The organism is Trichococcus collinsii (assembly GCF_900107505.1).
Classification (GTDB): Bacteria; Bacillota; Bacilli; order Lactobacillales; family Aerococcaceae; genus Trichococcus; species Trichococcus collinsii.
Window position 1 is genome coordinate 490,203 of record NZ_FNQH01000002.1, and the last position, 25,098, is coordinate 515,300.

A 25,098-nucleotide genomic window follows, 5' to 3' on the forward strand; every position below is an offset into this window, starting at 1 on the left:
AATGAACCTTCTTAACTAAAGAAGGCAAGTACTAAACCACCAGCGATAACAGATGCAATTTGTCCAGATACGTTCGCACCGACAGCATACATCAAGATAAAGTTTTGAGGATCTTCGTCAGTAGCCATTTTTTGGATAACACGGCTTGACATCGGGAAGGCGGAAATACCAGCTCCACCGATCATTGGATTAATTTTTTCAGTTCTGAACAAGTTCAGAAGTTTTGCGAACAATACGCCGCCGATTGTATCCATGATGAAGGCAACCAAACCGAAAGCGATGATCATCAATGTTTGGAAATTCAAGAACAATTCAGCCTGCATTTTGACGGAAATCGTAAGACCCAACAGGATACTGATGATGTTTACCAATTCGTTTTGGGCAGTCAATGAAAGTCTGTCCAAGACACCACATTCGCGCAACAAGTTACCGAACATCAGGAAACCTACCAACGGAAGGGAAATTGGTGCGATAAAACCGGCAACGATCGTAATGATGATTGGGAAAAGAATTTTAGTCATTTTGGATACGCCTTCCGCTTTGTAAGTCATGCGGATGCGACGTTCTGCTTTGGTAGTGACAGCTTTGATCGCGATCGGTTGGATGATCGGAACAAGCGCCATATAGGAATAAGCGGCAACCGTGATCGGTCCCAGTAGATTAGGCGCCAATTGGTTGGATACGAAGATGGCTGTCGGGCCATCAGCTGCACCGATGATACCGATTGAAGCAGCTTCTCTGATATCGAATCCGAAGAAGATAGCGACTACGATTGTAAAGAAGATACCGAATTGAGCGGCAGCACCGAATAATAACATGAATGGGTTTTGCAACAGCGGACCGAAATCGATCATGGCACCGATACCGATGAAAATCAGCAACGGGAACAACTCTGTGCTGATACCTGCTTCGAAGAGAACATCCAAAACGCCCTCTGATTCAGATCCGTTGACCATTTGGGTCAGAACGCCCGTACCGGGGAAGTTGACCAAGATGGTACCAAGTCCCATAGGCACCAGTAATGTAGGTTCGTACTCTTTTTTGATTCCTAAATATATCAGGACAGCCCCGATAAGCATCATCACGATTTGTCCCATCGCAATGGATGTAATTCCTGCTAATAATGTCTCCATTTATTCACTTCCTCCTAATAAAATAATTATGCGATGGTGATTAATGCATCGCCGGCATTTACGACTTGACCTTGGTTCACATGGATGCCAGCTACTTTACCAGCATGGTTTGCGACAACTTCATTTTCCATCTTCATTGCTTCAAGGATCATCAATGGTTGGTTTTCTTTTACTTCATCGCCGATGTTCACTAACAGTCTAAGGATCGTTCCTGGCATTGGGGAAGTCATTGCGTCTCCTGAAGCTGCTGAGACAGGCGCTGCAGTTGGTGCCGGTGCTGCTTGTTCTGCTGGTGCCGCTACTGGAGCTGCCGGTGCTGCTGCAACTGGTGCTTGAACTGGTTGTTGCACGCCGCCGATTTCTTCCATTTCCACTAAGTATTCCTTACCATCGATTGCAATCTTGAATTTTCTTAACATTTATAATTCCTCCTTATTATTTAACCTGACTTATTTTTTTTACGACAAATTTACTTTCAGGCATGGTGCCTGCCGCAATACTTGCGGAAATCAGCGAAACAAGATGAGCCTCGGGATTACGCTTCATAATATTTTTTACCACAAACTGCGATTTAGGATAATCTCCTGCAGCGATTGCTGTCGCGATGACACTGACTAATTCATATTCATTCGGATCAGTGGGTATAAAAGCTGGAATTTCAATCAGGTCATTCACGGGTACACTTGCTGAAACAGTTGCTGGCGGTACTGGCTTAGGCGCTATTGTGTCCTTTTTCCCAAAGAAACCTTTGAAAAAAATCATTTTCTCACGTCCTTTCTATGGATTTAATCCCATTATAGAAATTTCTCTCATTAAAAACAGGTCATTACGCCTGTTTTATTGTTTTTTTTATGTTCTCAAAAACGACCAAACACTAAAAACGTTGCTATATCAACGTTTTTAAGCATTTAAGACTTTTTTAATATTTGGTTAAGCCGCATTTAAGAAAGCGTTTCAATCCGAGTGTGTTTTTCGTGTTTTTTTAAAGTAACGGCTTTCAATTGACTTGCAAAGTAACTATTATTGCTCTTAGAGAGACAGCCCAAACAACTTCGGGTTTTTTAAATTAGAATAAATGTGAATCGATTCACTTACTTATTTAAATACAGAAGTGGTCAGGCACTCTCAAAAAACTTTTTTATAGTCGGAAGGAGAAAAAAAATGTTACTTACAGTATTGTCTTATGGAATGATCGCGATCTTCATGTATGTGATCATGAAAAAGAAATTATCACCGTTCACCGCATTAGTAATCATCCCACTTGTTTTTACGCTTATCGCTTTGGCAACGGGTGTTACCTCTGGAAACATCGGGGAATTTGTTTTGGAAGGGGTAACCACAACTTCTAAAACTGGTATCATGTTATTGTTCGCTATTCTTTACTTCTCTATTATGTTGGATACTGGTCTATTCGACCCTATCACTAAAAAAATGATTCACTTCGCTAAAGGCGATCCGATGAAAGTGTTGATGGCAACTGCTGTTGTTGCTGCCACTGTTTCCTTGAATGGTGACGGTACTACAACAACTTTGATCTGTTGTTCAGCTTTTATTCCTATCTATAAGAAGTTAAACATGAACTTGATGAACCTTGCTGTCTTGGTTATCCTGCAAAACACAATCATGAACTTGCTTCCATGGGGCGGTCCTACTGCTCGTGCGATGGCTGTTCTGGAAGTTGATGCAAGCATCCTTTCTTACCTTGCTCCTGGTATGATATTGGCTTTGCTTTATGTTACTTTCTGGGTTGCTCCACACATGGGCCGCAAAGAACGCGCTCGTCTAGGCGTTAAAGTCCTGACTGATGAAGAAATCGATGAAATGACAACTGTTACTGATCCTGAAACACAAGAAATCCGTCGTCCACAAAACTTCGCATTCAATGGTATCCTTACAATCGGCTTGATCGGTTGGTTGGTTGCTGGATCATTTATCGAAGCTATCTCAATGCCACCTTTGATGTTGTTCTTGGTTGGTACGTGTATCGCTTTGATGGTCAACTACCCTGCTCTTAAAGATCAATCTTCTCGTATCGGCGCAAACGGCGGCGACGCTGTTCAAGTAGTTATCTTAGTATTCGCAGCTGGCGTATTCATGGGCTTATTCCAAGGTTCCGGAATGGCTACTGCTTTGGCAGAAAGCTTCGCAACAATCATTCCTAAACAATTAGCAGGTTTCTGGGGAATTATCATCGCCCTTATCTCTGCACCAGGTACTTTCTTCATCTCCAATGATGGCTTCTACTTCGGTGTATTGCCTGTATTGGCTGAAGCTGGTCGCTCTTACGGATTCACAAACATGCAAATGGCTTTGGCTTCCCTGATGGGTCAAGCGTTCCACTTACTTAGCCCATTGGTAGCATTCATCTACTTGTTGCTTCGTTTGACTGGCTTGGACATGGGAGCTTGGCAGAAAGAATCTGCGAAATATGCGCTTGGAATTTTCGTTATCTTCCTAGTGACAATCGTATTGTTCGGCCAAATGCCGCTTTACATCCCACAATAAAGAAACGTATAATCCTTATAAGGACTGGAAAGCCGGGCGACTCTGCTCGGCTTTTTAGTATAAAGGAATCGCTCTCATAAAGAACTAACCAACAATTAACCAAAAAATAATAGGATGAAGGGGAAAAAGATGAGCACTATAATCAAAGCAGTCAGCAAAAACTTAGACCTTAGCCAAAACAAGCCACTAAAAGACCTGATTTACGAGGCTTTCCGCAAGACCGTCATTTTAGGCGAAATCCCAGCCGGAGAACGCATCAACGAAAAAGAGTTCTCCGAGAACATGAACATCAGCCGCACACCCATCCGCTACGCTCTGAAAAAGTTGACCGAAGAAGATTTAGTGAAACACGTCCCTGGAGTCGGCGTTGTCGTGAAAGGCATCAGCATAAAAGATGCGTACGAAATTTATGATATCCGCAAAGCGCTGGATACCCTCGCTACAACAACAGCCATGAAGCTGATGACAGCAGAGGATTTCAAAGTGATGCGCTTACATTTGGAGTATTGCGAAATGCTGAATCAGGAAGATAAAGTTGAAGAATTGCAGCAGAAATTCTTGGAATTCAATGATTTCATATACGAAAAAAGCCAGATGCAACGCCTGAAGTCCATCGTTTTGAAGCTTTCGGAATACTTGATGTACTTCAGGGACATCTCGATCAGTTCGAAGGAAAGACGCGATTTTGCGTTGGCGGAACACTGGTTAATCTACCGCGGGATGAAGACGCAAGATGCGCTCCAGATCCAACTCATCACCCACGAACATTTGGATCGTTCGCTGAATTTTATCGTCAAAGAAATGGAGAAACGTAAAATTGACTTTGAAACCAATGAATGAGCTGCTCGTCGAAATTGCCGGACAAGCCGAGAAAGCTCTCCTTTATGAAGTAGCCTTGACGCCAAAACCGGGTCTGGTGGACCGCAACAACAGCGGCGCCCACTCCGACATGGACTTCTTTACTTTTTTGGACAGCATAGTCAGCCTGAGCCCTTACCTGTACCAATATGTAAAATTAGGGATCGAACATGAAGGAACCGCAAAAGAGTTGTTCCATAAAGTCCGCTCCATGGGCGTTCATGCCGAAAACGCGATGCTGGCTGCCACCAAAAACATCAATACGCACAAAGGCGCCAACTTCTCTTTCGCTGTACTGTTGGGGGCGACCGGCGCTTGCATCGGTCGGGGTCTGCAGCCTCCTTTCACACAAAATGATACGCAAGAAGTACTCTCCTATGCCCAAGAAATGAGTCATGGATTGGTAACGGATGATTTTGCCGATCTCGCTGCCAAAACCTCCTTGACGTATGGAGAAAAATTATACCTTGGCTATGGTATCACCGGTATCCGCGGTGAAGCCGAAGCCGGCTACCCTGCCTTGAGCGAACTGCTTTTGCCGTTTTTTAGAGCAAATCAAAGTCAGCCCATTGAAACGCTATTATTAAAAGCGCTGCTCCTGTTGATGAGCCAAGTTGAAGATGGCAACATCATCCACCGCGGAGGCATCGACGCTTGGCAGACAGTCAAAACGGAAGCAAAACAACTCCTGCAAGATTCACATGAAGAAAACCTGAAAGAGTTGCTGTACAGCTATGACCTGGTCTTGATAGAAAGACACTTGAGCCCAGGCGGAGCTGCCGATCTTTTATCCTTAGGTATCTTTTTTGCAAAATTGGAAAATCTTTTCTGATTTTATTCGCCGTCCGGATTGAACGTATAGCCAATACCCCAGACAGTCTTCAAATAACGCGGTTTTTTCGAGTCATCCTCAATCTTGTTGCGCAGGTAGCTGATGTAAACCATAATCAGGTTATTGTCCATTTCCCCATCATTCCATACATTCGCATAGATTTGTTCCTTTGAAAAAACTTGATTCGGATTTTCCAGGAAAAACAGCATCAATTGGATTTCTTTCGATGAAAGAGCGATATCCTGCCCCCGCTTCTGCAGTTGGTACAGGTTTTTATCGAAAGTAAAATCGCCCACTTTCAATACACGGCTGTTGGGATTTGTTTTTTGCGACTGGATGGTCTTCATTCTTTGCAACGTACTCAAAATTTGAGCACGCAAAAGGTTAGGCGAAAAAGGTTTCGTAATATAATAGTCCGCCCCTGTTTCGAGACCGTTGATGATATCGGTCTCGCTTTTTTTGCCGCTTATAAATATAATAGGGGTTAACGGGTAGTCAGCGCGGATCAGCTGCGCCAAATGATAGCCGTCATTCTCATATTCCAGGCTGATATCCAGCAAGAAAAGATCAAAAGTCACACGGGTCATGATATCCAGTGTTTTTTCGATGGAATCACTTTGGTAAATAAGCACGCCCGTTGACTGTAGCGACTTCCAAATAAGCCGCCGGATTGCGATATCGTCATCAACGACGAGAATTTTCTGGTTGTTCATATTTTTCCTCCTCAATGTTCTCTAGTTTCGCAAGCAGAACATCGTTTTGTCAACTGATTATTATAATACTAGGCATTTTTTAAGAAAGGGCTATTATGATGGAAAACAAACCAACGACACGCATCATCAACATTATCATGACAGGGTTATTCATCATCATCGCGATTACCTTGGTCACGATCACGGGTAGCTTCTACTCAGTGGAGGAGAATGCCAAGAAAAGCGGTCAGGAACAACTGATGCGCACTTTGAATTATGTAACGAATAATCTGAAGCTTGTCATCGAGAACCGTTCCTTATCGCTTCAGCAATTTTCCAATGAGCTGAATTCCGAAGAGACCATCTCCGCTTATCTCGGCTCCCACGAAGATCAAACAAATCTGTTGATCCAACTTGATGCTGAAGGTATTTTTTTGGAGGCTTGGCAGTTCAACGATGGGTCTCTTCAGGAACTTTCCGAAGATCGAGTCAAAACTTATCTGATTGCAGACCCGAGTCTGGAATCGTTGATCGCAAGTGGCTCGCTCGTCCAAAACAGCAGCGATTATTTTCTGGAAAACCAATCTTTCGTGAACCTTTATTCCCCCATCGTTGCAGCAGATGACCAGATCACGGGTTATTTTGTCGCACCGTTGAACCTTGAAAACATGTTCAAGGCGGAAATATTCAGCGACACGAGTGCTTACAGCGGTTACCCGTTGGTGAAGAATGCCGATATGGAAGTCGTCATCCATCCGGTCGAGAGCCAAGTCGGACTGGATATCATCTCCGATCGTCAAGAGCAGTTCCCGGATCTGGATCTTTCCGATCTGAAGCGATTGGAGGAAGCCCAGCTCACCCAAGACCAAGGGACGCTCAGTTATTATTCCTATTGGTGGAACGAAGAAAACCCGACCAAAGTCCTGAAGTTGGGTGCCTTTGATTGGATTGATATCGGTGCAGCCCACTGGGTAGTCGCCCTGAACTCGGATTTCTATGAGCACAACCGCGTACCTATACAAAACAATTATATCCTATTAAGTCTGTTATTGCTTATTTCTGCTATAATTCTCATCTTCATTCTTTTGATCAGGGGCTACAACAAAAAGAATCAAGCCTATGAAGAAAGCCAACGCCTCATTGAAAAACAAAAATTTGAGAATGAGCGCCATCAACTGGAAAAACGGATCCTGAAAGAAAGCAAACTGGAAGCAATCGGACTTTTGACCACGACCATCGTTCACGACATGAATAATTTCCTGACCCCAATTTTGGGTAATGCCCAACTGTTGATGGATGACTACGCCGAGAACGAGGAGTTGGTCAGCGAACTGAAGGAAATCTACCTTGCTGCGGAAAAAGGCAAGGATCTTTCCACCAATGTGTTGCGTTTTTCCAAGGTGAGCGAAGGTCAGCAAGATACCGTGCATGACCTTTCGCAAGTGCTCAAGGATACCATTTCCGAAATCACGATCCTTACTCCCAAAAGCATCAACGTCAAGAGTGATATCGCTCCTGGTATTTTGGTTGAAGGCTTTGATAAGCAAGACTTGCAGGTGGTACTTTATAACCTTCTGACAAACGCCTTCCAAGCGATCGACACGCGTCCCGGCAATGTCATGATCAGGCTGAAAAAAGCTGATGCCGAATGCAACGCCGAATTGCAGAAGCGTTCAATCGTCACTAAAGACAAAGAATTCGCGGTCTTGTCCATCACAGACGATGGACCCGGAATCGCGGAAGGATTGGAGAGCAATGACCTGTTCGATCCTTTCTTCACCACTAAAGGCAGCAATGGGTCAGGATTGGGATTGTTTGTGGTTTCTTCCATCGCTGACAAATATGATTGGCAAATCAGACTGGATAGAACCCAAAAAGGCTTGACGGTCTGCATCAATATTCCACTACAAAAAAGCTGATAAGACAACAAATGAAAACCAACAGCATTATTCCTGACTTACGGAGACAATGCTGTTGGTTTTTTTTCATTTCAAATCAGCTAGCAGTTACAAGGACTGGACAATCTGGTCAAATGCATGGATGGCTTCGTCCGGAAGTGGACAGTCCGGATGTTCTTGGTTGAACGTCTGCAGGAACTCCGTGCGCATCGTCATCCGTTCTTTGACCAGCTTTTTGTAGCTCTCGTCTTGAAACGGTGGTTCATAGCCCGGCACGTCCAGGTAAGCCAATCCGGTCCCGTCTCCGAAAGGTTTGAATGTGGCCGTCTCTTCGACGATGCTTTCGATCACGCCGAGGGTGACGTCTTTGGTGATGTCCTTATTCAGGAAAGCGCCGGTGTTGATGATGTAGCAATCCACTGCTTCTTTGCTCAGCAAAGCTTTAAAATCTTCGTAATCTTCGATCAAAGGATAGACGCGGAATGGATTGGCATACGGCTCGATTACCAATCTATCTCTATCTTCGCCCTTTCTTGCGGTTTCCGCAGTCGATCTTTTCGTTGCTAGCGTGGCTCCGAAAGTGGCGGCAAGGATCGGGTTCTCGATTTTGACGAGCGGCGGCAAGGCGTCATCTTTCATGATCCAGTAGATGCCTTCGATCGCCGAATGGAATTTGTCCACTCGATCAGGCGTCACGTAACGGGACTTGACGGTGCGGCCGTTGCCATTGCGGATATCTTCCGTCACCAAGACGCGTTTTCCGTCCACGTCCTTCGTCACGCCTACGTTCTGTGCCGTCAGGAAATATTCCTGTTCCGGATGGTCGGCCGGATAATCCTGGGTCTTGTCGAAGTAAGCCGGTTCCAATGCAATTGATGAGCCGTCGAGCAGATCGATGATGAAGGCATCATCGTGCAATACCTTCACTTTGTATTTTCCGTTGTGCTTCGAATGCGTCAGCGTCGATTTGCCCGAACCGGATAAGCCGAAGAATGCAAAGACGCGTTTCTTATCTTCCAACACAAATTTCTTCAAGCCGCCATGGCAGGACGCATACCCATTGCGGTGCGCGGTGCCCCATGCCAAGGATAGCGTGCCTTTCTTGAATTCCCCAAAATACTGCATGCCCAAAATGCACGCTACGTTATGATCGGGTTCAAAGTAAGCCAAGCCCAGCGGATAATCGGGATGGCTCCAGTCGGGATCCGCATAGATGTAGATATCCCCTTCATCATACTTCTTTGAATGCGCGTACAATTCGTTGTACATGTCATTGGCCCATTGGAAGTTCAACAACCAAGAATAAAGATTATTTTCGTTCCCTTCCGGAAATGCGATATGCGCTTTAATGATGAACGCTTCATCCAATCCGACATAGCCGGTTGCATGGTGGTACTTCTTGGTACGGTTCTGGTAGATGACATCACGGACGATTGCGATCAATTGCTCGTCCTCTGCTTTGTCCTCGCCTACGATCCTTCTTGCTTTAGCGGTACGTCCGACTATCTTTCCGCCATTTTCGACCAGAACTTTGGCATCTTCAGGCAGTCCCAATTTTTCCGTCTCTTTGATTGGAAGGTCGGTTACGATGACCCCTGGAGATGCTTTAGCCAACTCATAAGCTTCGGCTAGTGTCGTCACTTCATGCATATTGCTGCCGTAGAAAGCAGTTTCGACTGTTGTGCGTAATTTAGTTAACAGTGGATTGGTTTTCTTCAATGCAGATCTTTGGTACGTTTCAATTGTTGCCATACTCGACCTCCGTAGTTTTAATGACTTCATTATAGTATGCTTTTCTGTATTTGTACCGATATTGAGGTGTACTTATGATGTGCTTGATATTTTGAACAGCAAAAAAACACTTTCTTGATGTATTAGACTTTTTCATATCCGTGAAGTGTTTTTTCACTGTACTATGTTTAGGAGTACACAAAAGAAACACCACATCCCGAAAACTTAATGCTACTATAGAATCAACTAAACAAGTAATAACGGAGGAATGAATAGTGCTTACCGTAGCCGAAGCAGTCAAAATACTCAGCAAAAAAAATATAACCCATTCAGAAGAAATGGTTCGCAGATGGATCCGCAAAGGGAAAATCAAGGACGCCGTGAAATTCAGCAACAAAGAGGGTTGGTTGATCCCTGAAGATTCATTGGATGAAGTCATCGCAGCCAAAACCTATATGAACAGCGGCATCAAATCCACTAAGGAATACCGCAAAGGATACCAGGATGCCTTGGCTTACATAAAGGAACGGGATTACGAGCTCATAAAACAATCCCCTCCTGTATATGAGAAAGAATTCACGATTTATCGGGATGATGCCTTGGACTTGGCGGAGAACATGCTGCCGGAAGAACAGTTGGCCAATCCTTTCAAAAAATTTGTGGATGATACATTGTTCAGGTGCAGCCATGCAGAACCGCTGTCCTCCATCGTCGTGAAGGTACTGAACAATTGGGTGCTTGTGGAAGATACAAACGACATCTACAATATCGCAAAGCTGCCGAACCTGAACGTGACATTTGAAGACCACCTGACGCGCGCCCTTTTGCGCGACCAATTCAATACATTCAAGAGAACAAGCTTGGCGATCTGATTTTAATTCCATAAGAAATTGTCGGATAACCCGCCAAAAGCGGTTTGGCGGGGGAAAATAGTTTAAATCACGGTCAGGTTCCCCGCCAAAACCACCTTGGCGGGGAAAAACGTCCGCGGACAACACGAGATTCCCCTTCAAAACCATTTTGGCGGGGAATTCCGCCACGAGCTTGAACCCCAGACCAGACAATCATAGCACCAAATAAAAGAAAAACATGAAGCTCCCTCGAAAACGAGGCAGCTCCATGGTTTTTCTTTTTCTATTCTGTATCGCGATTCCGCGGAATTGATTGATTGTCTACATTTCCGACAATCTGTCCTTCACGCTTTCGTATTCTTCCTGCGTGATGAGGCCTTCCGCCAATATTTCTTTTAAGCAGCTGATTTCCGCATCCAGATAATCCGGTAAAACGGGTTGCGGACTCTCTATGGAGGTTTCTTTTTCGTCCGGACGCAAGCCTTGGATTTTGTCCAAAATGACATGGAAATGAGGATCTTTCTTCATGGCGCTGTTGGTGGACATTTCCACAAACCAGCCATCAAATTTCATCCTTAATTCTTCTTTTCGCATTTGCGTGTACTGGATGCTGAAAACATCCTCTTTATGCTTGTCCTCAGCCATCGCTTTGGATTTGATCAGGTATATTTTTTCGTCTGTCACCAACACATATTTTTTCGGATTCTCTTTCATCCCGAAATGAAGGTACTCGCCTTCAGAACAATATTGCTCAGCTAATTGCAGAATAACATCTTGGCACGTTACGGAAACAACTGTCTTCTCACCAATCTTCACCATGTTACCACCCCTTCTGCTTAATCCCCCGGAATCATCCAATCCAATCACTAATTTGCTCAATCTGTAGTCTCCACAAATCGGGATTTACGGCTGAAATGCTATACCCTTATTATCGCATCCGGAACGGCAAAAGTGCTGTTCTTCCGGTGTGCTTCGGCAAGTATTTTCACCGCGGAACACTGCACTTTCCATCAAAAAAAACAGCAGCGCAGAGACCCGGAAAAGGACCTTCGCGCTGCTGTTCAATTTATAGTTTTTCATGCCTGCATCGTTGGGGTTCACGATATGGAAAGGCGATCTGCGCTTTCGCAGAACATCTTCCGCCGGCTCATTTCCGCTATGACCGCCGTCAAAAGATCCAAGCGCTGCAGAATGGAATCCAACTCCACATATTCGTGGTCGGTATGGAAAGCGCCGCCGATTAGACCGATGCTGCAGACCGTCGGAACCCCGACGCTGGTCGTGAAGTTGGCGTCGGATACGCCTCCCGATTTCTTGAACGAAACGACCATGTCCATTTGCTTGCCGACATCCTCGAAGACGCTCCGTAATTCTTTTGCACCCGGCACGTCGACCATAGGCGGCCGCTTGCCGATGACTTCGATGTCGATGCCGATTTCCATTGCGGTTGCATGAGCCTGCAGTTCCTCCAGCATATCAAAGAAAGCCGCGACGTCCGCAGGATTTGAGTAACGGTAGTCCAATTCCATCTGGGCATGCTCGGGAACGACATTCGGCACGCTGCCGCCCTGAATGGTACCCGCATTGACCGACACACCCGCAGCATAATCGATCAAGGTATTCATGCGAACGATCCAATGAGCCAGTTCGTTGATGGCGCTGCGCCCTTCCTGAGGAGCGTCGCCGGCGTGGGAAGGCCGACCCTTGAAATGGATCTTCAGTTTTTCAATGCCTTTCCTTTCCTTGATCATCGAACCGTCCGCTGAACTCGGCTCCATGACGAAGGCGAACTTGGCCGTTTTCGCTTTCTCGATGATCACTTCGCGGGAATAAAAGGAACTGATTTCCTCATCCGGATTATGGATCACACAAATGTTGAGGTCTTGCTTCAGTTCTTCGGGCAAGTTTTCCAGCAAATAGGCCGTCAACAGGCTGCAGCCTTTCATGTCATAGACGCCCGGCCCGTAAAGCCGCTCTCCCTCTATCGTGAAAGGCCGTCTGCTCGCTTCGCCATCCAGGAACACAGTATCAGTGTGGCCGATGAAGAGCAGATCAATGGGTTCGTCCGGGGCATTCGTCGCCACCAGTACCGGCCCCACCTCCGGACCGACCGAAACAAGCTCGGTCAGAAAACCTTGCTGCCTATATTTCTCTTCCAAAAACGCCGCCACTTCTCGTGTACCCGCAGGATTTCTGCTACCACTGTCGATATTGACGATCGTCTCCAATTCACGTAAATACTGATTCCTATCGAAGTCCATTGCAATTCCCCCTTGGCGAAATTATAGCATCCACCCTAGCTTAAAATATACTGTTTTATTCAAGCGCTATCAAATTATCCCTGACATTGCGTGTATCCTTATTTGACGAATCCCTACCAATTAACTTGTTTGCAAACAAATACCGGAAACTCTTGCCCGCCTATAATCGCAGCTGAAGCTCCCGGTAGTCTTTCAATAACAGGATTTACTTGATGGAAAGTTCCGGTTCAAACTCCTGATACAATTCCCAAGGCACTTCCTTTTCCAGCTTGTACTGGATTTCGATCGGTTTTTCATTCCGATGGGACATCGGTGTGATTTCACCGAGATAGATGAACTTGGAGGTGACATTATCTATCTGTTTGAATTTGCGGGCAAACAGATGCAAGGTGACGCCTCGGTTTTCGGGATTGACGAAGTCTTGCCCGCGATCCGTAGCAACCTTTGTGCTATTTGGCGACTCCCACTGAAATTGTTTGGTGCTGATAAATTTATCCTTATAGTTTACCCGTTCCTCTACGTCTTCGCCCTTATGAAGGTCGACAAAAAAGAAATAATCATTGATCTCATCATTCTTCAGGACGCCTTGTCCCCTGAAAGAAGAATGGGTCTTTTTATAGTTGGACACCAACGCGATATCTCGCATAGTGTATTCCTCGTAGAGTTTCAGATGCGGAATTCCATAATTCAGGGTACCGAAAGCCTTCAAGTAGCGCATCCGTCCGTAATGCAGGATATCTGTGATGAAGAAACGAAAGGTCTCATCGTCAAGGATTTTCGTAAACTCTGTTGTCCGGTGCAGTTTCAGGTCGTGATCCAAGGAAACAATAGGTCTCGTTTTATCCTTTTCTCCTTTATCCGCAAATTCCATTGCCAAGGTGCGGAAGGCATGCAACACAGTGGCATCATCCACTGAATCGACATATTCCAACAAATCGCTTTTCGCTTCCGCCAACGTACAAGTCTCTTGCGCTAACAAATGTTCCAAAATGATCCATTCATGTGGACGGATCAAAGGCAGCCATTGCGAAAGCGTCGACAGTATATTCATGAATAAAGGATCTGAAATCAAGGTTTGCAAATATTCATTGTTCTCTTCCACCCTGTTGATAAACTCGAGATAATTTCTCGAGGATACCGTTCCTGCTCTGTGAAAATAAGTGACTGGATCGGGAGCAGCGTCTACTTTCAAATAGTCCTGCAATGACCAAGGGATTTTCCCGTTATTCAGGTTCTTAAACTCCAGATAACTGTTTTTCAAGTATGCCAGACTCGAAAACTTCTCCTTTTCGAGCTGTTCCAGAATCTGTTGTTTGCTGATTTCGTCCAACTGGATATGGGTCGCTCCCGGCAAATCCGAGAAATTGCGCTTCACTGACGTTTTGACGCTGTCCTTGTCGTAAAAGCGGCGCCCGTTCAGTGCAATCGCGATCAGGAAACTTTTGCTGTAGTTGCCGATGAAATCCAAAACCGTCAGGAATTCCTTGTTGTCTTTTTTGCGCAAGCCACGTCCCAATTGTTGTGTGAACACAATGGAAGATTGGGTCGGCCGCAGCATCATGACCAGATTGACGCCGGGAATGTCGATGCCTTCATTGAAAATATCCACGGTGAAGATCACTTCCAGATCAGAATCTTCCGCTTCCAGTAGTTTCGTGTAGGCCTCTCTTCTGGTTACTTTATCGCCACCGGATAAGGCGATGCTTGGGATACCTCGTTTATTGAATTCCACCGCCATAAATTCTGCATGCGCAATTGTCATACAGAAGCCTAAAGCTTTGCGTTTCAAGCCATCATGCCCATAGTAATTCATTTTTTCGATGATGAAGTCTACCCGCCGATGAACGCTGAGGCGATCTGCAATTTGATCAGGTCTCAGATTTTCCGCATCCTTTAAGTCAACACCCGATTCATCGGTTATGCCAAAATAGTGAAACGGCACCAGTAAATCGTATTCCAAAGCCTCGCGCAACCGAATTTCAACCGGCACATTGTTATCGAACAAGTCAAAGATGTTGCCGCCATCCGTCCGCTCCGGAGTTGCAGTCATCCCTAAAAGAAACTTGGGATTAAAATGCTCGAGAACCTCCAAATATCTCGGACTAGTCGCATGATGCGCCTCATCCACGATGATATAGTCGAAATGTCCCGGCTCATATTCTGCATAAATATTCTTCATGCTCTGGATCGTCGCAAACAAATAATCAGCCTGCTGCTCTTTGGATGTCCCGGATAAAATGCCGGTCGATTTATCTTTCAGATTGATGATTTTTTTAAAAGATGACATTGCATTATGCAAAATATCTTCACGATGGACCAAGAATAATAGCCGTTCTGGTTTTGTTTGTTTCACGTCAAAAGCCGCCATATAGGTCTTCCCGCTGCCCGTCGCAGCGATCACTAACGCCTTCTCTTGGTGCTTTTCGCGCAGCCGCATCAGTTTTTCCATCGCCAGTTCCTGCATCATGTTTGGTTTGATCGAAGGTCCGCGTGTGAACTGAAAAACCATGGGATATGACTCTTGGACAATGAGGTCTTTTTTGCGGTCCCTCAAGAAGCTTGTGTAATCGTCGATGAAGGCGTCGTCCAATATTTCACTGCTCTCCCAAATCAGGCTGTAGGCTTCCATGATTTCCGAGATGAATTCCTCGTCCTCATCGCCGTCCTTGGTGATGATCTGAAGATTCCATTCGATGTTGCTTTTCAAGGCGCTTTGGGTAATATTGGAAGAACCCACGATGACTTTGTAATAATCTGTATATTCAAAAATATAGGCCTTAGGATGGAAGCCGGTTTGATGAGTAGCGACAAAGATGCGAGTATCAATATGCTGGAATGCCTTTAATCGGGTCAATGCATAGGGTTCTGTAAAATTGAGGTAAGTCCCGGTAAGTATTTTTCCTGACGCACCATTCTCAGCCGCTTTTTGGATCGGATCCAGCAATAATTGCAGGCCGGAAAAGTTGATGAAGGCCACGTTTAAATAAAAGCGTTGGCATGTTTCCAACGATTGGACCAATTCATCCAATAAAGTCCCTTTTTTGCTGTTGGTAATCAACGAATACATGGCTTCACCTCGCTTGTTTCTTTACTCACCAGTTTATCATACCGATAATATTTTACTAGATCATATCGGAATACTTATTCTATATACGCATATCGTATTTGTATCTCTTTTGACCTTTCGAGGTTTATTCTTTTACATCTGCCACCAACTGTTCTAAACTTAAGAATAGTAAACGTTATCATATCAGGAGGTTATTTAATGACAACTAAAGATGTATTCACTTTTTACAACGGTGTAACGATTCCCTCAATCGGTTTCGGGACATGGCAAATCCCCAACGAAGAAGCCTATGAAGCAGTGACGATGGCTTTAAAAAATGGTTATACGCACATCGATACGGCTCATGCTTATCACAACGAAGAAAATGTCGGAAAAGCGATCCGCGATTTCGGCATTGCCCGCGAAGAAGTGTTCGTGACTAGCAAGTTGCCTGCGCAAATCAAGGATTTCGACGGTGCCTTGCAGCACTTCGAGGAAACCATGAACAATCTCGGCCTGGATTACTTGGACCTTTACTTGATCCATGCGCCATGGCCATGGGATGAGATCGGCAAGGACTGCACCGAAGGCAACATCCAAGTCTGGAAAGCCATGGAACAGCTCTATGACGAAGGTCGGATCCGCGCAATCGGGGTTTCGAACTTCTCCATCAAAGACCTGCAAGCGATCCTGGACAACTGCGACATCGTCCCGATGGCGAACCAGATCCCTTTCTACATTGGCCGCGACCAAAAAGACCTGCTGACTTTCTGCAAAACGCACAAAATCGTTGTCGAAGCCTATTCGCCTTTGGCTACCGGTGCTATTTTGGATAGCCCGGAAATCAAGCAGATGGCTGAAAAATATGGTGTAACGCCGGCGCAATTATCCATCCGTTACTGCTTGGAGAAGGATACCTTGCCTTTGCCGAAGTCCACACATGAAGCGCGCATCATCGAGAATGCGCAACTGGATTTCACCATTTCGCCGGAAGATGTGGCCATTCTGGATGCCATGAAGGATGTCCGCGCAAATTAAATAACCAACAAAAAAATCCTTAAAATGGGTATAAACGCCCATTTTAAGGATTTTTCTATTTTTATAGATGATAATTTTTACGAAAAACAGCAATCAACGCGAGTGCGCAGCTCCGGTGAGGTGCACGCTCCCCGGAGTACTTCGGTAACTTTCTGCCGCAACTCCGGCGAGGCTGCGCTCGTCGGAGGACGCAAACGGAATGTTGGCCGAACTCCTGTGAACAGTGCCTTCGCAGGAGCTGGGGCCCCCGCTGGCCTCAAAACCTTCGCAAAGACAATTACCGGACAATCGAAAAAAACAAAGAACCGAGCGTCTGCCTCCCTATGAGGCCGACACTCGGTTCTTTCACTATCATACTCTTTAAACCATACCCGCTATCCCTGTTTCGATGATTTCCATCTGCAGCAAAGTCTGCTCGTCCTTGGTGACTTTTTCTGCACCGTTCACGATTGCGTTGTACAGATCATCATAGACTCTGGCGTAATCGCCTTTCTCGGAGACAACCTTTTCTTCATGGTATACGCCTTCATCATCCATGTACGTCAGAACCCCGTAATGTTCAGGAAGGTCGACACCGAAATCGGAATTGTTCGGCATGTGGAAAAGTTTCAGATGTTCTTCTTGACGGTCTCGGGTCTGTTTCACGAACATGCCCTTCTTCCCGTATGCGACAAAACTCGGACGCTCTTTCAGTCTGAAGAAGCTAGATTTGATGGAAACCTTCAGATTCTGATAGTGGAAATCCAAATCGAAATAATCGTTCATCCGGCCTGGCCCCAACAATTGCCGCACATCATAATGGATTTTGTCAGGTTTGCCGAAATAGGAAAGGACCTGATCGATGGTATGGCTGCCGATTCCGTACAGGTAGCTGGTATCCTTGGTGAAGCTGTCGATAGACAAGGGAATTTCCGGGCGATAGTAATCGATTGCTATCTCGACTTCCAACAGATCGCCTATTTTGCCGCTTTCGATGACTTTCTGCGTCGTCAGGAAGTCCGAATCATAGCGTCTGTTCTGATAGCATTGGACCAGCAATCCTTTTTCTTTCGCGTATGCAAAAATGGCAGCCGCTTCTTCGGAAGTTGCCATGAAGGGTTTTTCGACCAACACATTTTTGCCGTGGTCCAAAGCTTGTTTGGCGAACTCGTAGTGGGAATTCGTATGAGTGCAGATCACCACCAACTGGATGTCATCATCCTCCAGCACATCCGCAATATCCCCAGTGTAGTGGATGCCCTCGATTTTTTCCCAATCGCTCTTCTCCGGATTCCGGCTATAGATAGTTTTGACCTTGATGTTGCTTCTTGATAAAGAAAATGGCAGATGATAACGGTTCGTGCTCTTTCCGTTTCCGATGTATCCGATTGTCAGCATACTTCTTCCCCCTAAATGATTGTATCTTCTCTCTATATTGTAGCGGTATATATCTGAATGTAAACTAATCCGGGCTGAATTGGTACAAAAGTGCGCCCTTTTTTTGATTGAGCGCTGCCTTTTGGACCAAATGTTCAGCGCAGATTGTTCCGTTTGTGTATTTCCTGTTGCAATATTAGTGGATTTTAGTAAAGTTGAAAATAAATATTGTGAGAGTCGCTCCCGCCCTGTATAATTAAATGTAAGTTACCGTTTACATGAGTTTGTCAGATTGGGTTCTTTCCGTAGCGACAAACAGCAATTTCCATACTCTATTTTCATTCACCAGTTTCAACACTATAAGATTGGGGGACACTAATGATACAGAAAAGACAGCCTACTATGAGTGGCGCAGAGGAACTCTACGAGCGATTAAAATTTGGGTTATTGGCCGGCTTCGCCTTATTGATGGGCGGTGTGGCTTTCCTGTTCAACAGCCCTCACGAAATTTATGAAGGCAACCTCACCATCCTGGCCTCTCCTGCTAACCTGTTTACGGATTACATGGCTTTGACGAACGTTGGAGCAGCCTTGTTTAACGTTGCCTTGATGACTTTGCAGGCTCTTTGGATTGTCCGGATGGCGGATGCCAAGATTAACGGTCCGGTCATAGCCGGCATTTTGACGATTGCGGGATTCGCTTTTTTTGGAAAGAACTTATTCAATTCCATGCCGATCAGCATTGGTGCCTTCGCATATGCAAGAGTCACAAAAGTACCGATGCACAAATCGTTGCTGGCTGCCCTTTTCGGAACAGCATTGGCACCATTGGTCAGTGAACTCTCCTTCAGCCTCGGCATTGGTCAACCCTATGGTGTGCTTCTGGGGCTGGGCGCCGGTTTCATTTCCGGCTTCCTGATCCCGCCCTTGGCGCATCATTTCGTTACCTTCACAAGAGGATTCAGCCTCTATAACGTCGGCTTCACCTGCGGCATCATCGGAACGGTCTTCATCTCTTTGATGCGCAACTTCGGCTTCGAGATCAAAACAGCAAATATCCTTGCCAGCGGCTACAATGGTCCATTTTCAGTGATGCTCTTTACATTGTTCAGCGGTATGTTCCTGCTTGGTTTATGGCTTAACGGGTGGAGCTTCAAGGGTTTGAGGCGGATCATGCGCCATTCGGGCCAATTGTCCACTGATTACCTGGAACTGGGCGGTTTAGGTGCAACGCTCATCAACATGTCTTTTCTTGGATTCCTGTCTACGACTTACATTCTGCTGATGGGTGGAGAAATCAACGGTCCCGTTTTGGGCGGAATCTTCACAGTCATCGGTTTTGGAGCCTTCGGAAAAAACGTCAAGAATGTCCTGCCAATTCTGATTGGGGTCACTCTGATGGGTCGGCTCAACTATCAGGACAATCAGTCCACTATCGTGCTGATATCGGCACTTTTCGGTACAACCTTGGCGCCGCTGGCTGGTCGCTATGGGAACATAGCGGGCATCATCGCCGGAGCTATGCATCTGACGTTGGTCATGAATATCGGCTATCTCCATGGCGGCGTCAACCTCTACAATAATGGTTTTTCGGGCGGACTCGTCGCGTCGATATTGGTTCCGATCCTGGAAGCATTCCACCTTCACCGGGCCAACCAACGCGCTTTGCGTGGGCCAGTCGATCCGGCTGATGAAGTAGAGGTTGAACACACCAAGTAACAGAAATAATTAGCCTGGTTTTCCAGAAAACAAAAACGATGCCTTATGAACGGAGTAAACTCGTTCATAAGGCATCGTTTTTTACTTTTAGATGAACAAACGGATTGCCGCAATCGCGGTCATGCTCATGATGATGCGTTTGTACCACACTTCGTTTATCTTCCTGACGAAAGTAATTCCCACCCAACTGCCGAATGCGATGAACGGAATCACCAGCAGCATGTACCGGAGCGTTCCCCAAGTGACGGTGCCCCACATGAAGATATGGAAAGGCAATTTCACAATGTTCATCAGCAGGAAGAACCAGGCTGTTGTTCCGATCATCTTATTCTTGGAGATGTCTTGCGACAGCAAATAGACGTTGAAAATTGGCCCCGCCGCATTCCCGACCATCGAAGAAAAGCCACTGACAGCCCCGACCATCCAGTGGAAGATTGGATTTTTCGGAAGCGGTAAAACCCTTTTGGCCACCTCTCTGTAGACCAACAGCCCCAAGCAAATCAACACGACGATACCCAATAAAGCTTTAAACTGTTTGTCATCGAGATAATTGCCTGTGATGGCTCCTATGGCGATGCCAATTACGGCTGCGGGCAACAATTTCAGGACGTCACTGAATTTACCTTGTTTTCCGTACTGAAAGATGGCGATCAGATCCCCCAGCATCAGCATAGGTAACATAATGCCGGCTGACGCCTTACCGCCGAACAGAACGGCAACGAGTGCCACTGCCGGTATTGTCGCACCTTGTATGCCTGTTTTCGAAAAACCGATTATGATTGCGGCAATAATCAACATTACCCATTCAATCCCGTTCAAACCCATCATTCTGGTATATGCCTCCTCCTGTGATTCCTTTCATTTTACCGATTATCACAAAAAATGACAATGACTCAGGGACCACAATCCAGAAAACGCTTAATCCCTTTACCCAATTGAAAAAAAGTGCTCGTTAATTGGGTTTGGCGGGCATCCAAACCTCGCAATTACCCTCAAAAAGTGTTAAAATGTAACCAAAGACGAATGCCCGCAGTGACTGTTTCCCCCACCCATCGCTCTTCAACGAGCCCACTTTTGTCTTCACCACCTATGTAATCGCCTTCAAATCTAGACTTCTGACTACTATACAAGGTATTTCCACCTCCAAGAGACTTTCTGGAACACGTTCGACTGTGCATCAAGATGGCCTTTCTTTGTATATTTTTCAGATCCATCACCTTTCTTGCGCCCAAAACTCAAAAAAATTTGTAAAGGGTGTGACACACCATGATCGTCAACCGTAACACAATCAGGGAACAAAACGAGACCATCGTTTTGACAGCAATCATCAATCATCCCAATACTTCACGAGCGGCCATCTCTCATGATTCCGGACTCAATAAGGCAACCGTATCCGAAATTGTCAAAAAACTGCTTAAGGAAAAACTTGTCGTCGAACTCGGTACAGGTCAAAGTTCCGTCGTTGGCGGGAGAAAACCGGTGTTGTTAAAGGTGAATGCGAATGGCGGATACGCGATGAGTTTGACCATTACACAAACAAAGATTTCTTCTCTTGTCTGCAATCTTCAAGGCAGGATCGTCGCACAGTATGATTTGGTCAGAAAAGTGGAGGCCAGCAATATTATCGACAGCATCGAGGAAGTGGTCATCTACCACAGGAAGAACCTCAATAAGACCCCATTTCGCTTCGTGGGGATTGTTGTCTCCATCGACGGCTTTGTGCACGAAGATGAGATAGTAGCATCAACTAACAAAATGTTAGAGCATCTGACCGCCAAACATCTGGAGAGCGAGGCAATCGACTGCCCGATTTACCTAGAGAACCAGAATAATCTAGCGGTGATAGCCGAAGCTGTATTCGCTCATTCCCCGGGGAACATCATCAGTATCGATCTGGATGAAGGCATTGGTTCCGGGATTTTGCTACAGAACCGGTTGTTCCGAAGCAAAAACAGTTTGGCGGGCAATCTGGGGCACACGATCCTCTATCCATTCGGGAAAGACTGCGACTGCGGCAAACAAGGCTGCCTGAACCAATATTGTTCAACGAGTGCTTTGGTTGCAGAAATCAGGGAGCTGAAGAAGGATTCCGCACTTAAGCTGGCTGATCTGATTACCTTGTATAAAACAGGCGATGCAGATGCCAAAAACGTATTGGACCATCTCGTGCTGCATATGAGCATTGCGATCAGCAATGTCGTCAGTCTGTTCGATCCGGAAAAAGTCTATCTGAATGGTGACCTCTTCCGTGCATTGCCGGAATGTGTGACAGCAATCCAAACGGAATTGAACCGGAAGTCCGGGCAAAAAGTTCCGGTTAGTTTGTCTACACTGGGGGAAAAAGGCGCACTTTTGGGCGGTATCGCATTGGCACTCCAGCATTTCTTCCAGGTTCCGCAATTGCAGCTCCATTTTGAAGATTGAAATTTGGGATGCCTGGAGCCTAATCCCAACAAATTGAACAGCTCTTTCTGTCGTCACATCCTCACGGGTGTGACGTTTTTTTTGACACTCTCTTGCTTTTTGTTGATTATTAATATAAGATTTTATATAAATAAACATGTATCCGGTTTCGTGAAACTACATTCCATATTGCGGAATGTCTTTTTGTTATACGGAAAGCCTGACATGAATCACATTTTACTTATCACGATGTAGAGAGGAACTATTATATGACCTTACGCCACTATCTATCTTTTTTATCTGCAGCCTTTTTGATCATGGCCATGTACATTGCCGGGAATGCGGTTGGTTTCTTCGTTGAGCCGATTACCATGGAATTAGGCTTCACTCGCAGTGCTTTTTCGCTTTACATCAGCCTGTCGACTCTGACCGGCGTCTTCGTGCTTCCCCTAATCGGACAATTTCTACCTAAATTTGGTGCAAAGCGCTTACTGATCGGAGGAGGACTCTGGGTTTCGCTTGGATTTGTTTGGCTGGCATTCGCCACTCGTTTATGGCAATTTTATCTGGGAGGCATCTTCCTCGGTTTGTTCATGATGCCGATCACCATGTTTTTGGCGATCTTGTTGATCAACAATTGGTTCACCGCCAAAAAAGGATTGATGATGGGCTTGTTGAATGCCTCTGGGGGACTTGCGGGAGCCATTGTTTCGATGATTATGCCGACATTTCTGGATAACTTTGGTTGGCGCATGGGTTACTTTCTGATTGCAGGGCTTTTTGCGCTCCTGACTGTACCGAACGCCCTCTTTATGTTGGTTGAAAATCCTGGCACTATCGGCCTGAACGCTTATGGAGACGAACTGGCCGCTCGAAACCAAAACAATCAACCTATACATGATCTGTCCATCACTTATGAAGATGCCAAAAAGATGAAACCGTTTTACATTTTGTTCATAGGCATTTTCCTTTCCGCTTTCGGAGGTGGGATGATGCAACATTTGCCAGCGCACTTCAGCGGGATGTCCTTCACATCCGGACAGGTCGGCACATTGTTTTCGCTCATCATGGCCGGCATGATTATCGCCAACATTTCGGTTGGGGCCATCAATGACAAAATCGATTCGACCATCACCCTTACAGTTGTTGTTGTCTGCATGGTGATCGCTTTGTTCTTCCTTGCGAACACCCGCTCTTTCCTGGCCTTGTCGATCGTCATGTTCATCCTCGCGTTCGGACTAGGCGGACCAGCGGTGTTGACCCCGTTGATAGTGAGCGAAGTCTTCGGTATCGGGGATTACCCGCGCATCTGGTCGATTCTCGGCATGGCGCCTTCCATCGGGATGTCCATCTCCGGCCCGCTATGGGGAGCGGTTTATGATGTGACCGGCTCATATGCAATCGGCATGTATGCAATGATGGGCTTGGCCATCATCTACGGCATCTGTTACCTTTTCGCACTGAAAAGAGGACCGTTAAAACGTCCGCTGAACGTAACCGGCTTCTAATTTTGTATAATGAAAACACGCACAGTCGGCTGACTGTGCGTGTTTGTGTTCTATTTTTTTAGCCATTTTTTCAATGGACTGCTCTTCTTCAGGTTGTCCAAGACCTCTTTGACGTCCTGATCCTTGGTTCCCATTTTCAGGCGTTCCTGCATTTTTTCGCGCATCAGCGTCTCGATGTTGCTTAGGTCCGGATACTTGCCGTCCTTTTCACCTTTTGCCACAACGGTCAGCACCTCGATGTAGCTCATCGCCAGCGCGGTCGTTAGCACGGCAGCCGTGGCGCCGCTGATGACCCCTCCGACGATCGTCCCCGCACCGGGGATCAGCTTTAGCAGGTTGGACACGATGTACCGCCCTAAATAAGTGGCTCCCCCTGTTCCGCCGACAGCACCAATCACACTGGTGATGGTAGCTTTATCCATTGAGATGCCGAAAATGGCAGTGATGTGGGCCAGCATGCCGATCTGCATCGGCACAAGGACAGTCGCATCGGAAAAAGGAATCGGTGTGAATCCGATGCCGAATGTGGTCACAATGTATTTGGTCGCCCAACTTCGGGATGCTTTCGCTTTACGCGCGATGTCCACCTGTTGGGCGTTGTTAAAAGCCTCTTTCGTCTCCTCCGGCAGCAAAGCAAACGTCCGCTCGATCAATTCCTTCAATCCGCTCTGCGGAAGCGCGAGCTCATCCGTGACGGCGTAAGGTTCCGCCATCACGTTCAGCACCCCGGCAATCGGCAAGTTCAGGTTTTCAATGTATTTCTTCAACTCGTTCGCAGGCTGACCGATCGATTGCGTCAGGACGACCAACACCGGTAATAATCCGGAAAGTTCTTCCATAAAGGCGATCTCGGATTCCTCGATGCGGGAGGAATGCGCGTTGATGCAATAGTAGACCAAATGGATCGCCTTATCGGACCCTTCCTTTTGGCTCTTCTTGATGGCCTCGATGATTTCCTGCTTGACTTCGGTTTGGATCGGATGGCCCAATTCCAGCCCGCGCGTATCATACAGCACGATTGGCATGCCTTCCTTCGCGATCCGGCGCAAATGTTTCGTGACAGGTTTCCCGATGCCGGTCTCAGCCATCCGTTCCCGGAAGACATTGTTGATCAGCGTGCTTTTCCCGACGCCCGTCTTCCCCGCCAGCAGGATATTGACGGGATGCATGTTTTCCACTTCTTCTTTTGTCTTGTTCAGTATCTCCTGGACCACATTCAAATCAAGGTTTCCTCTTCCCATGACGCTTCCTCCTGTCGCTCAAACAC

20 protein-coding genes are annotated in these 25,098 nt (G+C 46.1%); 9 read left to right on the plus strand and 11 right to left on the minus strand.

Annotated elements, in window-relative coordinates; genetic code table 11:
* Positions 1-11: 11 nt before the first annotated feature.
* The 3 genes from BLV66_RS06685 to BLV66_RS06695 are packed head-to-tail and all read right to left on the minus strand — an operon-like array spanning position 12 to position 1,895.
* Complete coding sequence (locus BLV66_RS06685; protein ID WP_086987248.1) at positions 12-1,133, minus strand: sodium ion-translocating decarboxylase subunit beta; 1,122 nt, start codon at positions 1,131-1,133, stop codon at positions 12-14.
* Positions 1,134-1,159: 26 nt separating this feature from the next.
* A complete protein-coding gene (locus tag BLV66_RS06690) occupies positions 1,160-1,552 on the minus strand; it encodes an acetyl-CoA carboxylase biotin carboxyl carrier protein subunit (RefSeq protein WP_086987247.1) in 393 nt (130 codons plus the stop codon).
* 16 nt (positions 1,553-1,568) lie between these two features.
* A complete protein-coding gene (locus BLV66_RS06695) occupies positions 1,569-1,895 on the minus strand; it encodes a hypothetical protein (RefSeq protein WP_086987246.1) in 327 nt (108 codons plus the stop codon).
* Between the two features lie 399 nt (positions 1,896-2,294).
* On the opposite strand from BLV66_RS06695, the gene BLV66_RS06700 reads away from it, so the two are divergent.
* The 3 genes from BLV66_RS06700 to citG all read left to right on the plus strand — a co-directional run bounded on the left by BLV66_RS06700 (position 2,295) and on the right by citG (position 5,328).
* On the plus strand, positions 2,295-3,638 hold the full coding sequence (locus BLV66_RS06700) for a CitMHS family transporter (RefSeq protein WP_086987245.1): 1,344 nt from the start codon (positions 2,295-2,297) through the stop codon (positions 3,636-3,638).
* 129 nt (positions 3,639-3,767) lie between these two features.
* Positions 3,768-4,478, plus strand: a complete 711-nt coding sequence (locus tag BLV66_RS06705) for a GntR family transcriptional regulator (protein WP_086987244.1) — start codon at positions 3,768-3,770, stop codon at positions 4,476-4,478.
* Complete coding sequence (gene citG / locus BLV66_RS06710; protein ID WP_342746291.1) at positions 4,456-5,328, plus strand: triphosphoribosyl-dephospho-CoA synthase CitG; 873 nt, start codon at positions 4,456-4,458, stop codon at positions 5,326-5,328. Before BLV66_RS06705 ends, citG begins: the two co-directional genes overlap by 23 nt.
* A 2-nt stretch (positions 5,329-5,330) precedes the next feature.
* Here the strand turns inward: citG and BLV66_RS06715 are convergent, their stop codons facing one another.
* Positions 5,331-6,041: a response regulator transcription factor gene (locus BLV66_RS06715; RefSeq protein ID WP_086987243.1), complete on the minus strand. Its 711-nt coding sequence runs from the start codon at positions 6,039-6,041 to the stop codon at positions 5,331-5,333.
* Positions 6,042-6,136: 95 nt separating this feature from the next.
* Here BLV66_RS06715 and BLV66_RS06720 point away from each other — a divergent pair, with 95 nt between their 5' ends.
* Positions 6,137-7,939: a sensor histidine kinase gene (locus tag BLV66_RS06720; RefSeq protein WP_086987242.1), complete on the plus strand. Its 1,803-nt coding sequence runs from the start codon at positions 6,137-6,139 to the stop codon at positions 7,937-7,939.
* A gap of 87 nt (positions 7,940-8,026) precedes the next feature.
* On the opposite strand, the gene BLV66_RS06725 is transcribed toward BLV66_RS06720, so the two are convergent.
* Positions 8,027-9,670, minus strand: coding sequence for a phosphoenolpyruvate carboxykinase (ATP) (locus BLV66_RS06725; protein ID WP_086987241.1), 1,644 nt, complete (start codon positions 9,668-9,670; stop codon positions 8,027-8,029).
* Positions 9,671-9,924: 254 nt separating this feature from the next.
* Here BLV66_RS06725 and BLV66_RS06730 point away from each other — a divergent pair, with 254 nt between their 5' ends.
* Positions 9,925-10,521 (plus strand): helix-turn-helix domain-containing protein, encoded by a 597-nt coding sequence (locus BLV66_RS06730; protein ID WP_086987240.1) that lies wholly within the window; start codon positions 9,925-9,927, stop codon positions 10,519-10,521.
* 300 nt (positions 10,522-10,821) lie between these two features.
* Here the strand turns inward: BLV66_RS06730 and BLV66_RS06735 are convergent, their stop codons facing one another.
* The 3 genes from BLV66_RS06735 to BLV66_RS06750 all read right to left on the minus strand — a co-directional run bounded on the left by BLV66_RS06735 (position 10,822) and on the right by BLV66_RS06750 (position 15,828).
* Positions 10,822-11,379, minus strand: a complete 558-nt coding sequence (locus BLV66_RS06735) for a hypothetical protein (protein ID WP_143033108.1) — start codon at positions 11,377-11,379, stop codon at positions 10,822-10,824.
* 218 nt (positions 11,380-11,597) lie between these two features.
* Positions 11,598-12,761: a M20 family metallopeptidase gene (locus tag BLV66_RS06745; protein ID WP_086987237.1), complete on the minus strand. Its 1,164-nt coding sequence runs from the start codon at positions 12,759-12,761 to the stop codon at positions 11,598-11,600.
* A 205-nt stretch (positions 12,762-12,966) separates the two neighbouring features.
* Positions 12,967-15,828 (minus strand): DEAD/DEAH box helicase, encoded by a 2,862-nt coding sequence (locus tag BLV66_RS06750; protein WP_086987236.1) that lies wholly within the window; start codon positions 15,826-15,828, stop codon positions 12,967-12,969.
* A gap of 198 nt (positions 15,829-16,026) precedes the next feature.
* Here BLV66_RS06750 and BLV66_RS06755 point away from each other — a divergent pair, with 198 nt between their 5' ends.
* Positions 16,027-16,845: an aldo/keto reductase gene (locus BLV66_RS06755; protein ID WP_086987235.1), complete on the plus strand. Its 819-nt coding sequence runs from the start codon at positions 16,027-16,029 to the stop codon at positions 16,843-16,845.
* A gap of 360 nt (positions 16,846-17,205) precedes the next feature.
* On the opposite strand, the gene BLV66_RS06760 is transcribed toward BLV66_RS06755, so the two are convergent.
* A complete protein-coding gene (locus tag BLV66_RS06760) occupies positions 17,206-18,222 on the minus strand; it encodes a Gfo/Idh/MocA family oxidoreductase (RefSeq protein ID WP_086987234.1) in 1,017 nt (338 codons plus the stop codon).
* Between the two features lie 357 nt (positions 18,223-18,579).
* Between BLV66_RS06760 and BLV66_RS06765 the strand changes: the two genes are divergently transcribed.
* Complete coding sequence (locus BLV66_RS06765; protein ID WP_086987233.1) at positions 18,580-19,920, plus strand: DUF1576 domain-containing protein; 1,341 nt, start codon at positions 18,580-18,582, stop codon at positions 19,918-19,920.
* Positions 19,921-20,007: 87 nt separating this feature from the next.
* Here the strand turns inward: BLV66_RS06765 and BLV66_RS06770 are convergent, their stop codons facing one another.
* A complete protein-coding gene (locus BLV66_RS06770; protein ID WP_086987232.1) occupies positions 20,008-20,748 on the minus strand; it encodes a sulfite exporter TauE/SafE family protein in 741 nt (246 codons plus the stop codon).
* Between the two features lie 438 nt (positions 20,749-21,186).
* Between BLV66_RS06770 and BLV66_RS06775 the strand changes: the two genes are divergently transcribed.
* Both BLV66_RS06775 and BLV66_RS06780 read left to right on the plus strand, forming a co-directional pair.
* Positions 21,187-22,344: an ROK family transcriptional regulator gene (locus BLV66_RS06775; RefSeq protein ID WP_086987231.1), complete on the plus strand. Its 1,158-nt coding sequence runs from the start codon at positions 21,187-21,189 to the stop codon at positions 22,342-22,344.
* A 248-nt stretch (positions 22,345-22,592) separates the two neighbouring features.
* Positions 22,593-23,831, plus strand: coding sequence for an MFS transporter (locus BLV66_RS06780; protein WP_086987230.1), 1,239 nt, complete (start codon positions 22,593-22,595; stop codon positions 23,829-23,831).
* Between the two features lie 50 nt (positions 23,832-23,881).
* On the opposite strand, the gene BLV66_RS06785 is transcribed toward BLV66_RS06780, so the two are convergent.
* On the minus strand, positions 23,882-25,072 hold the full coding sequence (locus BLV66_RS06785) for a YcjF family protein (RefSeq protein WP_086987229.1): 1,191 nt from the start codon (positions 25,070-25,072) through the stop codon (positions 23,882-23,884).
* Between the last annotated feature and the right edge of the window lie 26 nt (positions 25,073-25,098).